The sequence below is a fragment of the Bacillus sp. AFS001701 genome, assembly GCF_002559405.1.
Taxonomy (GTDB): Bacteria; Bacillota; Bacilli; order Bacillales; family Bacillaceae_G; genus Gottfriedia.
On the sequence record NZ_NTZO01000056.1, the window covers coordinates 14,149 to 28,417 of the forward strand.

The window sequence follows — 14,269 nt, forward strand, 5'->3', positions numbered from 1 at the left end:
ATGCAGAATGTATATTTAGTTGAAGCGCTCAGAACTCCAATTGGGAGTTTCGGAGGCTCATTAAAAGATCTAGGTGCTGTACAGCTTGCATCAGCAGTTATTAAGGAGGTATGGCAACAATCTGGTCTATCTGCTGATTGTGTTGATGAAATAATATTAGGTAATGTTTTAAAGTCAGGGCTTAAAGGAAATCCGGCAAGACAAGCTGCAATTAATGCTGGTTTACCTGTTTCAATACCAGCCATTACAATTGATAAACAATGTGCATCTGGACTGCGAGCAATTACATTAGCTTATCATCAAATACTAGCTGGGGATTCGAATGTAGTAATTGCTGGTGGTACGGAAAGTATGAGTAATGTCCCACATTTAGTAATGAATGCAAGATGGGGACAAAAAATGGGAGATTTAAGGACAGTAGATGCAATTTTTCATGACGGGCTTCACTGTGCAATAGAAGGTTACCATATGGGAGTTACAGCTGAAAATTTAGTTGAAGACTACGGTATATCGCGCGAGGAGCAAGACATTTTTGCTTTAGAAAGTCAGCAAAAGGCGATTAGAGCTAGGGAACAGGGTAAATTTGAAAAAGAAATTGTTCCAGTAACGATTAAAACTAAACAAGGCTCCATTTTATTTAAAGAAGATGAGAACATAAAAAGTACTAGTATAGAGAAACTAAAAACTCTTAAAGCAGCTTTTAAAGAGAATGGAACAGTGACTGCGGGAAATGCTTCATCATTAAATGACGGTGCAGCTGCTGTTATTGTTGCATCTGAAAAAGCAGTTAGAGAATATGGTTTAAAACCGCTTGCCAAAATTCGTTCGGTAGCAAGCGCTGCTGTTGCTCCTTCGATTATGGGAATTGGTCCAGTTCCAGCAACACAAAAAGCTCTGCAACGAGCAAATCTAACGATACATGATATTGAATTGGCAGAGATCAATGAAGCATTCGCTGCACAAGTACTAGCAGTAAATAAAGAATTAAATATATCAGAAGAGATTATTAATGTAAATGGAGGAGCTATTGCATTAGGGCATCCAATCGGCTGTTCAGGTACTAGAATTGTAGTTACTTTATTACATGAATTATTACGTCAAAAGAAACAAATTGGTTTAGCAACTTTATGTGTAGGTGGCGGGCAAGGAGTTTCGATTATCATAGAAGCTGTATAATCTAATTAAAATGAAATGGTAGGCAAATTAAACAATAATTTGCCTACCATTTTTTACAAAGGTCAAACTCCATTTGAGCGTTAAGTTTTTTGACTTAATGAAGATAATCAAAAGTATTTTTTGCTAACAAGATAAAGGTTACTGTAATAAAAAGGATTCGAACGTAACCACTTCCTTTTTTAATAGCGAATTTTGAACCACAAATTGCTCCTGCTATTTGTGCAAGTCCCATAGCTAGCCCATAGGCATAATGAATTTGTCCCAAGTACATAAACATTAATAATGCAGCTATATTACTACCAAAATTTAAAAACTTTGCGTTGCCTGCCGCTTTTAAGAAATCAAATCCCATCATTAAAAAAGCAAATATTAGGAATGAACCAGTTCCAGGGCCAATGAATCCATCATAGAAACCAATACCAAAAATTAAAAGCATAAATAGAATAATACGAGTAACTGACAGCTTTTTATTGGTAGTTGTATCTCCCCAATCTTTTTTTAAAATAGTATATATTGCAACTGCTGCAAGCATAACGAGCATAAGAGGCTTAAGAACTGTTGGGTCAATTAAATGAACTGTCCAAGCTCCCAAAATGGAACCAATAAATGTGAGTGGGAATAACTTATAGACAGATTTCAAATCAAGCTTTCCAGAACGATAGAACATGATTGTACTCGTTAAAGAGCCAATTGACCCAGCTAATTTGTTCGTTGCAACAGCAGCAGCTGGAGATAGACCAGTAAATAATAATACTGGCAAAGTAATTAGCCCACCGCCTCCAACTACAGAATCAATAAATGCAGCTAAAAATCCAAATACAATTAAAGTTAATAATAACGACGGATCAATATGGAATATCATCAAATCTACCTTTCTTTTATTTACTAATTTGATAGTAGTTAATATAGGAAACAAAGTAAATCATTAATTTAGTAATATAAGAATTATTTTAATTATTACAAAATAAAAAGCAGTAACATTTTTTCCGTATAAGTTAACTAAAGTAATTTGAAATTAATAGCTGAGATTTTAATTTTAACTTGTACCACTTTCTAAAATTTCGCATATATTGATATGTGATAATTTAAGGATGAGGTGTGTATGGATTGAATTTCGAACATAAAATTACAACTACAGAAATAGGACAAGCCAAAGAAAAATACTTTGAAAAAAACGTCAATCGTTTAATGAAAGAGATTGTTACTAAGATCGAAATGAAGATGGCACTTGAAGAACTAAAGGTTAAACGTATGATCCGATTTGGTGGTCTAGAAAATGATGAAGTTATTAAACAAGTACAAAATGAGTTAACGAAAATATTAGAGGATTCAATAAAAGAAATACAACTAAAAATAAGTGAAATTGAGATTTATCTTAATTCATTAGAAGAAATAAAAGGTAATTCAATAAAAAAGGAAAGCGACTTTAATCAATAAAAAAAGAGTGAGAAACACTAAGTTTCTTCACACTTTTTTTTTGATTTTGTTTAGTTAGATTCATCTCGAGAAATTGCTTATTTATTGTTAATGTTGATATTAATCGTAATTTTTTTATCGCAATGAGATGATGATTGACCATCTTGTACAGCACTTAATATTTTAGCAATTACATCTGTACAGCAATCACATTTCTTGTGTTCGCAGCAGTCGCATTCATGATCTTCACAGCAGTCACATTCATGGTCTTCGCAGCAGTCACATTCATGGTGTTCATGGCAATCACATTTGTGCTTGTTGGAATGTTTTCGAGTTTTCTTATCTTTTTTGCTGCAACAATCAATATTAATATTCACCGAAATACTGCAATCACATTTCTTGTGTTCGCAGCAATCACATTTCTTGTGCTCATGACAATCGCATTTCTTGTGGTCACAACAATTACATTTCTTGTGCTCATGGCAATCATTACAGTTCTTGTGTTCATGGCAATCCGATCTATTGTGTTCGCAGCAACCACAATTATTGTCGCCATGACAATCGCACTTCTTATGTTCACAACAACATTTGCATGGCGGACATGGAGGGCACGGTCGACGAGGAGGACATGGTGGCTTCGGTGGTAGAAGTGGCTTTTTTGGTGGGCACGGAGGTTTAGGTTTGCATCTACATGGCTCACAGTCACAGTTACATTTCTTCATATATATCACCCATTAAATTTGAATTATTCAGGTCTTCTAACGATCAATATGTTCGGTGTGGATAGCTTGTCAGTGTTTTGACTATATATTTTTATTTATTTAGATGAAAACATGTAAAAGATTCTAGCCTAGAAATATTTTCTAAAATAGAAAAGGTAACTCCTAGATATAAGAGTTACCTTTAAAAAATTATAGTGAATTAACTTCCTCAGTTGAAATTACTTTCTTATTTGATTGTTTTTTATGCAACCATTGATAAATAATTGGTATTACTAAAAAGCTATTTAAAGTAGATGTGATCATCCCACCGATTACAACAATTCCTAATGTTTGTGAAATGACAGTATCACCTTGGTGTGAAAATGCTAGTGGTAATAGTGTTAATATCGTTGTTGCTGCTGTAATTAAGATTGGTCTAATCCTTGAAAGACTACCAGAAATAACGGCTTCTTCAGTATTCATACCGTTTTTACGATTACGCTCAATCTTATCAACTAGTACGATACCATTTGTTACTACAATTCCAGTTAACATTAAGACACCGATTAGTGCTGCTAAATTCCACTCTCCACCTACTATTACTAAAGAGATAACAACACCACTTAATGCTAGTGGGATACTTAATAATACAGAAACTGGAGCTCTCCATCCCTTAAATAATGATGAAGTAATGACCATAACTAAAAGAATAGAGAAGGCTACGGCAATTGACATATCAAAAATCATTTCTTTAACTTGTTGAGTGATCCCTCCCATTGAGTAACTTACTCCTTTAGGAAGAGCTTGTTTACTAATGACGTCATCAACTTGTTTTGATATTTTACTAATGTCATTTGAAGTTATTTGACCTGTAACGATTGAGTAAGGCTCTCCATTGCGTTCATTAATCGTTGAAGGAGCATTATCTTTCGTAATAGATGCAATTTGTTCAAGTTTGACGGTTTTATTACTGCTTGTTTGGAAAGTTTCATTTTTAAGCGAATTGATTACATCTTCTGGCGATGCATTTAATTGAACTTGAGTATTTCCACTACTAATTTCATCAAGATACATATCAACTGGCAGACTTATATGGTCAACTACAAATGTAGCATCTTTAGATTGTGACATATAACGGTTGATTACTTTCATTACATCTGATAATTGAATTCCATTTTGTTCTATTGCTTGTTGGTTAAATGTAATTTTATATTTTGGAAGTCCAGATGTTAAATCTACTTTTCCATCAACACTTAGTCCATCAATTTTAACAAGTTTTGATCTCATTTGCTCTGCAATTTTATCTAGTGTAGCTTGATCAGAGCCAGTGAATATGACTTTCAATAAAGAATCATCACCAGCAATACTTTGACTTGAAACAGTATAAGCTACATTTTTAGATAATAGTGGCAGTTGTTTTCCAAGTTCTTTAATGACTTGGTCTGAGTCTTTTTCGTTCTTTAAAGCAACAGAAATGTTAGCTACGTTAGGTTTTTGTAGGAAACCACCGCCTTGGTCAAATACATCATCACTTTGTGGCGTATTAGTTGATCCAAAATTAGATAGATAAGATTTTATTTTTGGATTATCTTTTAATTGATTTTCTACCTTTTGAACCTCAGAATCTACCTGCATTAATGTACTTCCTTGAGGTAATTCAAGTTTAATTGCCACTTGACCAGTTTTAGCACTTGGTAAGAATGAGACTGGTAAAAACGAACCAAATGCTACTGCGAAAATAAATAGTAAAGCTGAAATGAAAATTGTAAGTTTTTTATTCTTTTATGATGATAATAAGATCGGTTTCATCATTGGTTCTAAAGAAACAGCATTTGTTTTCTTTGTATTATTTTTCCAACCCATTAGTGCAAGTGCTGGAATAACAAGAATTGCTACAAAGAACGATATAATTAGAGAGATAACAACAGACCATGCAAACCCACTATATGAAGCACTAATAGCTCCACCTACAAAGGCAATTGGAATATAAACTGCAATTGTTGTAAGTGTAGACGCTAAAATTGCAGGTGTCATTTCATAAACTGCTGAACTCAATGAAAATAGTAATGATTTATCAGGATTTTGTTCTCTTTTACGGTACATATTATCAAGGATAACGATGGAATCATCAACAATACGACCCATTGCAACAATTAAACCTGAGACGGTTAAAATATTAAGTGTAATACCCATTGATTTAAGAATAGCTGTTGTTGCTAATAAAGAAATTGGTAATGAAATTGCAATGACTAATGTTGATTTTACATTGCGGAAGAAGAAAAATACGCAAATCATCGAGAAAAGACATCCAAGTAAACCTTCACGAATTAAACCGTTTAATGAATCATTTAATTCTTTTTCACGATCTAATTGAGGTGTCAATTTAACCGTACCGTCTTTTACTTGTTGTAAGCTTTGAATTCTTTCCTTCACATTTTTTGCTACATCTGTAATGTTTGCACTTTGTGTTTTAATAACATTTAATTGAACACTTGTTTTTCCATTTGTTCTTGCAATCGTTTTTACATCATTTAGAGCGTGAGTAACAGTTGCAAATGCTGAAAGTGGGATTTGATCACCATCTGAATTTTTGATTTTTACATCATTTAACTGTTTAACATTTAAATTCCATCCATCAAATTTAACTGGAATAGACAATTGATTTTGTAAGATCGTTCCTTCAGGTAAGGACGGAACTGATACAGCTAATGCTTTATTTAAGTCATCTAAAGTAAGTTTATATTTTGCTAGGTCCTTCGTTCTAACAGTTAGTACGTATCCGTCTTTTGCACCACCGAACACTGAAACATCGGATACGCCTGGTACTGTTTTAAGGTGTTGCACAATATCCATTTGAGTTACTGATTTTAAAGTATTATCATCTAATTTATCACTAGTCAAACTGAAAGTTAGGATTGGGAATGAACTAGTTGTAAGTCTTGTAACTAGAGGTTTAGATGTAATAGTTGGGAGAATGTCCGCATTTTCTAAAGCTTTATTTACATCAATTTCAGCTTGTTTCATATCTGTATTCATTGGAAAATACAGACTCATAAAAACTCCACCATCATAAGAGCTAGTTTCAATATCTTGTAATCCTTCTGTTGTTCTTACAGCACTTTCAAGATTATTGGTAATATTTTGTTTTACTTGATCGGCCTGGTACATAGGTAGACGCATGCTTACAGTAAGAGTTGAATTGTTTATACCTGGTAAATAATCGCGTTGCATTTGGTAAGCTGAGATAGCACCCCAAGTTACGATCATAACGACACAAACAATCATTAAAATTGCTCTTTGCATGGTCCATTCTATAAATTTTTTCATCTTAAACCTCCTTCGATTTTTATTTTAAATTGAGAATTATTTCATAAATCAACTCCATGTCATTGTAAAATTCCTAACTGAAACTTTAATGAATAATCAATTAAAATTAGATTAAAATGAAAAAAATACAAATCAAAAGTTCTATAATGGCATTTATACAAGGAACTTCTAAGACTAGAATCAGTCTTAAAAAATAGAATTGAGTTTTTTGAGATACTAAAACTATTAATAGAAATAGGTGAGTTAATTGAAGAAAATCTTAATTATTGAGGATGAAATAAATATAGCTCGAGTTTTAAAATTAGAAATAGAATATGAGGGTTATGAAGTGTTAGTCGAACATAATGGAAAAGCTGGTTTAGAGTCGGCTTTAAGCAATAATGTCGATCTAATTTTATTGGATGTTATGTTACCTGAATTGAGTGGTATCGAAGTATTAAGAAGGATAAGAAAAACAAATCAATTTGTGCCCGTAATTTTATTAACAGCTCGAGATGCTACACATGATAAAATTATCGGACTAGATTATGGAGCTAATGATTATATTACGAAACCTTTTGAAATCGAAGAAGTATTAGCAAGAATACGTTCGTGTCTAAGAGCAAGTAATCTAGTTCATGAGTTTAAGAAAAGCGAAGACGAAAATCCCACTTTAGCGATTGAGGATTTAGTTGTTAATTTGGAAGCTAGAGAAGTAAAGAGGAATGATAAAGTCATTTCTTTAACACCAAAAGAGTATGATTTATTAGTTTATCTATTAACTAATCAAAATAAGATTGTGACAAGAGAGGGCATCATAACAACCGTTTGGGGTTATGAGTATGAAGGGGAAACAAATGTTGTTGATGTGTATATTAGACATTTAAGAAAGAAAATTGAAGAGGACTTTGATGTTCCTTTAATTCGAACTATTCGAGGTGTGGGGTACACAATGAGGAAGGGTTAAGATGAAAATAACGACTAAAATAAATTTGCTAATTACTTCATGGATCTTAATCATTCTTGTTTTAATTAACGGGTTAGTTTTTTATTTGTTTATGAAAACGACTGTAAATATGGAAGAACATGTTGTGAGTCAAAAGGCTCATGAAATCTTAAAAAAACAGGATATTCCTATAACATTGAAGATCAATGAAGAGGTATTATATCCATTTATGTCTAATCATTCTTTTATTCGAATTATTGATCCAAACTCAAAAATTGTGACAGAAATTAGTAATGATAAACTACTGAATCGTATTAAACCTAAGTTCACAAAAAATGAAGAAACAAAGCTAATCCCTTTTAGTGAGCATCAAAATATAGTGGTACGTGTACCAATTTTACAGAATCAAAAAGTGATTGGAACGCTCGAAATTGGGGAATTGTTAGTAGGCCTAGAAGGTAGAAAAGATTTGTTACTAACAATAATGGCAATCGTTACTGGTGTTTCGGCAGTTTTATCAATGATGGCTGGAAGATGGTTAACACGCATCATAATGAACCCGATTACTTCTATGATTACTACGATGGAAGATATTGAAAAAAGTGGGGTTCCAAAAAAGATTTTAATAAAAAACGAAACGAAAGATGAATTACACAAAATGGCAAGCACATTTAATCGAATGATCAGCAGGCTACAAGACAGCATCGAAAAACAGAAGCAGTTTGTATCAGATGCATCTCACGAGTTAAAGACTCCAATTACGGTTATAAGTAGCTTTGCTAACTTATTAAGAAGACGTGGTTTTAAAAATGAGGAAATGGCGGCGGAAGCAATTGAGACAATTTATTCCGAAGCCAACCGTATGCAAGATTTAACAAAAACGTTATTAGCTTTAGCCGAATCGGAGAATTTAAAGAGTATCGAAATGAATCCAGTCGAACTAGTTGCTTTATGTAATTCGACTTTAGTACAGCTCCAAAATGTGTATAAACGAGAAATTACTTTACACGCTCAAAAACAGAAAATATATATTAAAGGAAATGAACTTAAAATTAAACAAGTTATTATTATCTTCTTAGATAATGCATTAAAGTATAGTTCAGACAAGATTGAGATCAACATTAGTTGTAGTAGTGAATCAGCTATTCTTTCAATAAAAGATTATGGGATTGGGATTAGAGAGGAAGAATTAGAAAATATTTTCGAACGATTTTATCGAGTTGATAAAGCGCGTAGCCGTGAAACGAGTGGTGGCACTGGACTTGGACTTTCAATTGCTAAAAATATAATTAGCTTGCATAACGGGAAGATTAATATAAAAAGTGTTGAAAATATAGGAACGGAAATAGAGGTTCTATTTCCACTAGATGAGATTAAGAGAAAATAATCAGTACAGAGTATTGAAAATTGAGGTTTTAATATGAACGAAATCATCCATTTATTAAATGAATATGGCTATATTATCCTATTTTTATCATTAATGTTGGAATTGATTATAGTTCCTATACCGAATGAAGCATTGATGAGTTATGTAGGTGTTTTATGTTTTCATGGGAAAATGAATATTGTTTTGTCTATTATTTCTGCTGGTCTTGGAGGAATTGTTGGGGTAACGATCTCCTATTGGTTAGGATATAAACTTGGTACTCCGTTTTTTCGCAAATTTGGACACTTTATCCATATGGGTCCTGAAAAGATAGAAAAGATGTCAAAATGGTATGAAAAATATGGGAAGGTATTATTACTAGTATCATTCTTTATTCCAGGGATTAGACATTTCGCAAGCATTATTTCTGGAATCATTAAATTACCATATCGATCCTTTGCTATCTTTTCCTATATTGGTGTAATTCTTTGGATTGGAACCTTTATATGGTTAGGTCAGATCATGGGACCAAAATGGGATATCTATCAAGTCGAAATTAAAAAGTGGTTAGTATTAGGTAGCATATTATTAGGATTTATAGTGCTTGCTTTCTTTGTTGTTAAAGCAAATAAGGAAATAATTAAAGAGTCATTACTATTAATTTTTGAATCAAGTTTCAAGAGATTTAAAAGTTTCATGAAATTAAAGTTGATTATCCTAACATGTTTCATTTTTTTCGTTACTTTCTTTATCTTAATGGTCGGGTTAATTCAAGACACAATTAGCAATGAATTTAATAAATTCAATTCCATATTCAAGACCATTGTTTTTAATTTATTTAATCAAAATTGGCATGTCAGTATGAATTTTATTTATTCATTATCGACTTGGAAGGTGTTAGTGACGATATCACTTGCTACAATCTTAGTGATCCTGATAAATAACAAAAATAAATGGCTTGAATTGCTCTTTTTTATCGCTAGTTTAGCTGGGATACTTGTACTATCCATAGGGATTCCTTGGATATTCAACTTTATGTTGGGTACTAATGTAAGTAAAAACTTTCCAAATGAAGAATCTATGTTGATTTTAACTGTATTAGGTTATTTCATTATTATGTTAATTCGACACAACAAAGCTTACATACTTAATTTAATCATGTTCTTTTGTTTTATCTTTGTTGTTGTATTATTTTCGATTAGTAGTGTGTATTTACATCACTTATTACCAAGTGATATTGCTGCTGGGTTTGTATTCAGTTCAGTTTGGTTAAGTGGAATTATCTTTTCACTGGAGTTGTTTCGATTTGTTTCGCTGTTAAAAGAGAATATGCGTGAGGAAAAATTGTTAAAAACGTAAACCAAATAAACGATTATTATCAGAAAGAGTGAAAGAGAATCCCTGTAGCACAGTACAGCTATTAGTTGTCTACAATACGGGGATTCTTTATTTTTGAACAATTTTTTAAAGTGGTTAAACTTCAATAATGCACTTATCAAATTACACTAATTCAAGATGTAACGAATGGTTAGATTACGTTTTCCGTAAGTTCAGAAATAGCGCGATAAAGAATATCGATCATTTCATCAAGCTCCGATTCCTTTGAAGCTAATGGAGGCATAAAGACAATAACATTTCCAAGGGGACGGGTGAGTAGTCCAAGCTCTTTTGCTCTTTTTGTTACTTGCACTCCGATTCGCTCATTCCAATGGAAAGCTTCTTTTGTATCTTTCGATTTTACTAGTTCAATCCCAATCATCAAGCCACTTTGACGTATATCTCCAACATGTTTTAACTCATTAAATTTCATCAATTTCTCTTGAACATATGAAGAGATTTTTTCGACGTGTTGTAATAATTTTGTGCTATTAAATAAATCTAGATTCGCTAATGCAACAGCGCATCCAAGAGGATTACCCGTATAACTGTGACCATGAAAGAAGGTTTTCTGTTCTTCGTATGTACCTAAAAATGCTTCATAAATTCTATTTGTTGTTAATGTTGCTGCTACCGGTAAATAACCACCAGTTAATCCTTTTCCACAAGTTAAAATATCTGGTGTAACCCCTTCTAAATCACAGGCAAACATTTTACCAGTCCGACCAAAACCTGTTGCGACCTCGTCAGCTATAAGTAATACATCATATTTTATACATAATTCCTGTATTGCTTTTAAATACCCTTTTGGCATGACAATAATACCACTTGCTCCTTGAACAATTGGCTCGATTATTAATGCTGCAATTGAATTAGCTTTTTCGATAAATAAATCTTCAACTTCTTTTAAATAGGAATCTCTAATTTCTTCTTCTGTTCCTACGTATTTTGAACGATAAAGATGTGGATAAGATATTTTTATACTTGGAAATAGTAACTCATTATATGCCTGATGATATAAGTCTATTGCGCCAACTGATACTGCTCCGATTGTATCTCCATGATACGCTTCCTTCATTGTTACAAAAGTATTCTTATCTTTTTTTCCAATGTTTCGCCAATATTGATAGGCCATTTTAATCGCAATTTCTACAGAAGTGGCTCCTGAGTCTGAATAGAAAACTTTTTCTAAACCAGTAGGAGAAATCTCGACTAGTCTCTCTGCTAAAAGAATCGCAGGTATATTAGCCATTCCTAAAAGTGTTGAATGGGCAACCTTCTCCAATTGTTCCTGAATTGCTTGATTTAATTCTTGAATATTATGACCGTGAACATTTAACCAAATAGACGATACCCCATCGTAATATTCATTTCCTAATATATCATATAGTTTTCGATCTTTTCCATGTGAAATAATTAGCGGATCTTCGTTTATGTAATCCTTCATTTGAGTAAAAGGGTGCCAAAGATACTGTTTATTTTTTTTAGATAAATCTTGATAGATTTCATGATTCATATATGTTCCCCCTTATTTTATATGTTAACCTAATTTTATAGTTTGGTTGACATATATTTCAATTGCATGTTAATTTAATTTTGTTAGTTTGTCAAATTCTGCTAATATCTTAAACTCATAAACTAATAGGAGGGACACAAATGAAAAATAGGACTTTATCATTAACAGTAATATCTTTATTTGCCTCACTAACATCGATCGGAGCTTTTATTAAGATTCCCTTACCAGTGATTCCTTTTACGCTTCAAATACTTTTCGTATTTTTAGCGGGCTGTCTTTTAGGCAGTAAAAAAGGGATGATGAGTCAACTACTGTATGTTTGTATTGGATTAATTGGAATACCAGTATTTGCTTCAGGTGGTGGACCTGAATATGTTTTAAAACCGACATTTGGCTATTTAATCGGTTTCATCGTTGCCGCGTTTGTAATTGGATCGATCGTTGAAAAAACGAGTGAACCAAAACTTAAGAATTTCATTTTTGCTAATGTAATAGGGTTAATTATTGTTTATATTTTAGGCATTACATATGTTTATATTTCATTAAACACTTGGTTAGATAGTCCTGTTTCATTAAAAGAAGTTCTAATGATGGGACTCGTCTATAGTATTGGGCAAGATTTGTTACTAGCTATTTTTGGAGGAGTATTGACGGTGCGCCTACATTCTCATTTTGCAAAAGCTAGAGAAAACGAAAAAGAGGTGGCTGCTTAAGATGGGTAAAGGATATTTTGTTACTGGAATTGATACGGATATTGGTAAAACCTATGTAACTGCTCAAATGGTGGATTGCTTACAGAAAAAAGGAATTGATGCGATTCCTTATAAACCAATTCAAAGTGGAGTAGTCAATATTAACAATAGAGTCATAGGGGAAGATGTAGCTTTTTATAAAGAGAAACTAGAACTGACAGAAGAGCATGATTACTACAGTACATACACATTTAAAACACCTGTTTCACCACATTTAGCTAGTAAATTAGAAGATGTTTTTATTGATGAACAAGTTATTTTAGAAAGATATAAGCAATTAGAAAATAAGCATGATGTTGTTTTTGTTGAAGGAGCAGGTGGAGTTGCGGTTCCATTAAAAGAAAATTTTGGAACGATTGATTTAATCAAACTATTAAACTTACCAGTAATACTAGTTACAACATTAAAGCTAGGAACAATTAATCATACTGTATTAACAACTGAGTACTTAAAATCACATCATATTAATCTAAAAGGTTTATTAATTAATAAAGTATCATCAGTTATGAGTGAGATGGAAAAAGATAATTTAATTATGCTAGAAAAATTAACAGGTCATGACATTCTTGGAGTCATACCGGAGCAGATGGATTTCTTTACAGAAAAATCTATTTTGGAATTTCAGCAATTATTAACGAAAAATCAATGAAATGGTGAGTGATCATATGGATTGGACTAAATTAGCGCAAGAGGTTATTTTAGGTAAAGAAATTTCAGATGAGGAGGCCTTAAGCATATTGTCATGTGATGACGATGACTTACTTTCACTTTTACAAGGTGCATTTATTATTAGGAAACATTATTATGGAAAAAAAGTAAAACTTAATATGATCATAAATGCCAAAAGTGGTTATTGTCCTGAAGATTGCGGCTATTGTTCCCAATCTTCAATTTCTAGTGCACCTATTGAGAAATATCCTTTTCTATCTAAAGAAGAAATTCTTGATGGGGCGAAGCGTGCATTTGAATTAAAAGCAGGTACATATTGCATTGTTGCAAGTGGACGCGGACCAACGAATCGAGATGTAAATGTAGTAACTGATGCGGTAAAGGAAATTAAAGAATTATATGGTTTGAAAGTATGCGCTTGCTTAGGGCTTATTAAAGATCATCAAGCAAATGAGCTTAAAGAGGCAGGTGTTGATCGATATAATCATAATTTAAATACATCTGCTGAGCACCATAATTATATTACAACAACCCATACATATCAGGATCGAATCGATACGGTTGAGAAAGTTAAACAGTCAGGCATATCTCCGTGTTCCGGGGCCATTATTGGAATGAAAGAAACAAAAAAAGATGTTATTTCGATCGCGAGGTCATTGCGTAAATTGGATGCAGATTCCATTCCGGTAAACTTTTTACATGCTATTAATGGAACAAAACTAGAAGGAGTGAACGAATTAAATCCACGATATTGTTTAAAAGTATTAGCACTATTTAGGTTTATAAATCCTACTAAAGAAATTCGAATTTCTGGAGGACGAGAAGTAAATCTACGTAGTTTACAACCACTAGGGCTTTACGCTGCAAATAGTATTTTTATCGGTGATTATTTGACGACGGAGGGGCAAGAGACAAATAGTGACCATGCAATGCTAGAAGATTTAGGTTTTGAGATTGAGTTGGTTGGAAAACAAGAAAAGATATTCTCATAATAAAAAAACGAAAACCTAGAAAATGAAAAATCAGGTTTTCGTTTTTTTATTA

At 32.6% G+C, this 14,269-nt stretch carries 12 protein-coding genes and 1 pseudogene; 8 read left to right on the top strand and 5 right to left on the bottom strand.

Annotation, left to right across the window (positions count from 1 at the left end; translation table 11 throughout):
• Nucleotides 1-1,176, top strand: a complete 1,176-nt coding sequence (locus tag CN514_RS04840; protein WP_098231625.1) for a thiolase family protein — start codon at nucleotides 1-3, stop codon at nucleotides 1,174-1,176.
• Between the two features lie 94 nt (nucleotides 1,177-1,270).
• Here CN514_RS04840 and CN514_RS04845 read toward each other — a convergent pair whose 3' ends face one another.
• Nucleotides 1,271-2,038: a TSUP family transporter gene (locus tag CN514_RS04845; protein ID WP_098231626.1), complete on the bottom strand. Its 768-nt coding sequence runs from the start codon at nucleotides 2,036-2,038 to the stop codon at nucleotides 1,271-1,273.
• Between the two features lie 245 nt (nucleotides 2,039-2,283).
• Here CN514_RS04845 and CN514_RS04850 point away from each other — a divergent pair, with 245 nt between their 5' ends.
• Nucleotides 2,284-2,613 (top strand): hypothetical protein, encoded by a 330-nt coding sequence (locus CN514_RS04850; RefSeq protein ID WP_098231627.1) that lies wholly within the window; start codon nucleotides 2,284-2,286, stop codon nucleotides 2,611-2,613.
• A gap of 169 nt (nucleotides 2,614-2,782) precedes the next feature.
• Here the strand turns inward: CN514_RS04850 and CN514_RS25535 are convergent, their stop codons facing one another.
• The 3 genes and pseudogenes from CN514_RS25535 to CN514_RS04860 form a co-directional block, all read right to left on the bottom strand.
• Entirely contained in the window at nucleotides 2,783-2,956 is a 174-nt protein-coding gene (locus CN514_RS25535; protein WP_176525796.1) for a hypothetical protein, read from the bottom strand.
• Between the two features lie 9 nt (nucleotides 2,957-2,965).
• The gene (locus tag CN514_RS04855; RefSeq protein ID WP_098231628.1) at nucleotides 2,966-3,148 is read right to left on the bottom strand and encodes a hypothetical protein; all 183 of its coding nucleotides are present in this window, start codon (nucleotides 3,146-3,148) and stop codon (nucleotides 2,966-2,968) included.
• A 355-nt stretch (nucleotides 3,149-3,503) separates the two neighbouring features.
• Nucleotides 3,504-6,620, bottom strand: a pseudogene (locus tag CN514_RS04860) (efflux RND transporter permease subunit).
• A 247-nt stretch (nucleotides 6,621-6,867) separates the two neighbouring features.
• On the opposite strand from CN514_RS04860, the gene CN514_RS04865 reads away from it, so the two are divergent.
• The 3 genes from CN514_RS04865 to CN514_RS04875 are packed head-to-tail and all read left to right on the top strand — an operon-like array spanning nucleotide 6,868 to nucleotide 10,270.
• Nucleotides 6,868-7,566 (top strand): response regulator transcription factor, encoded by a 699-nt coding sequence (locus CN514_RS04865; RefSeq protein WP_098231629.1) that lies wholly within the window; start codon nucleotides 6,868-6,870, stop codon nucleotides 7,564-7,566.
• A gap of 1 nt (nucleotide 7,567) precedes the next feature.
• On the top strand, nucleotides 7,568-8,932 hold the full coding sequence (locus CN514_RS04870) for an ATP-binding protein (RefSeq protein WP_098231630.1): 1,365 nt from the start codon (nucleotides 7,568-7,570) through the stop codon (nucleotides 8,930-8,932).
• Nucleotides 8,933-8,965: 33 nt separating this feature from the next.
• The gene (locus CN514_RS04875) at nucleotides 8,966-10,270 is read left to right on the top strand and encodes a VTT domain-containing protein (protein ID WP_098231631.1); all 1,305 of its coding nucleotides are present in this window, start codon (nucleotides 8,966-8,968) and stop codon (nucleotides 10,268-10,270) included.
• Between the two features lie 169 nt (nucleotides 10,271-10,439).
• Here CN514_RS04875 and bioA read toward each other — a convergent pair whose 3' ends face one another.
• Nucleotides 10,440-11,804 (bottom strand): adenosylmethionine--8-amino-7-oxononanoate transaminase, encoded by a 1,365-nt coding sequence (gene bioA / locus CN514_RS04880; protein ID WP_098231632.1) that lies wholly within the window; start codon nucleotides 11,802-11,804, stop codon nucleotides 10,440-10,442.
• A 140-nt stretch (nucleotides 11,805-11,944) separates the two neighbouring features.
• On the opposite strand from bioA, the gene CN514_RS04885 reads away from it, so the two are divergent.
• From CN514_RS04885 to bioB, 3 genes are read left to right on the top strand one after another with little or no spacing between them, the layout of a single operon-like run.
• The gene (locus CN514_RS04885) at nucleotides 11,945-12,517 is read left to right on the top strand and encodes a biotin transporter BioY (protein WP_098231633.1); all 573 of its coding nucleotides are present in this window, start codon (nucleotides 11,945-11,947) and stop codon (nucleotides 12,515-12,517) included.
• A gap of 1 nt (nucleotide 12,518) precedes the next feature.
• Nucleotides 12,519-13,205 carry a dethiobiotin synthase gene (gene bioD, locus CN514_RS04890; RefSeq protein WP_098231634.1) on the top strand — a complete coding sequence of 229 codons (687 nt, stop codon included), beginning with the start codon at nucleotides 12,519-12,521 and terminating at the stop codon, nucleotides 13,203-13,205.
• 16 nt (nucleotides 13,206-13,221) lie between these two features.
• A complete protein-coding gene (gene bioB, locus CN514_RS04895) occupies nucleotides 13,222-14,217 on the top strand; it encodes a biotin synthase BioB (protein WP_098231635.1) in 996 nt (331 codons plus the stop codon).
• Nucleotides 14,218-14,269 lie beyond the last annotated feature (52 nt).

Coding starts and splice junctions, on each gene's coding strand:
- CN514_RS04885 (WP_098231633.1), top strand. CDS start 11,945: ATGAAAAATAGGACTTTATCATTAACAGTAATATCTTTATTTGCCTCA.
- bioA (WP_098231632.1), bottom strand. CDS start 11,804: ATGAATCATGAAATCTATCAAGATTTATCTAAAAAAAATAAACAGTAT.
- CN514_RS04845 (WP_098231626.1), bottom strand. CDS start 2,038: ATGATATTCCATATTGATCCGTCGTTATTATTAACTTTAATTGTATTT.
- bioD (WP_098231634.1), top strand. CDS start 12,519: ATGGGTAAAGGATATTTTGTTACTGGAATTGATACGGATATTGGTAAA.
- bioB (WP_098231635.1), top strand. CDS start 13,222: ATGGATTGGACTAAATTAGCGCAAGAGGTTATTTTAGGTAAAGAAATT.
- CN514_RS04870 (WP_098231630.1), top strand. CDS start 7,568: ATGAAAATAACGACTAAAATAAATTTGCTAATTACTTCATGGATCTTA.
- CN514_RS04855 (WP_098231628.1), bottom strand. CDS start 3,148: ATGGCGACAATAATTGTGGTTGCTGCGAACACAATAGATCGGATTGCC.
- CN514_RS04840 (WP_098231625.1), top strand. CDS start 1: ATGCAGAATGTATATTTAGTTGAAGCGCTCAGAACTCCAATTGGGAGT.
- CN514_RS04875 (WP_098231631.1), top strand. CDS start 8,966: ATGAACGAAATCATCCATTTATTAAATGAATATGGCTATATTATCCTA.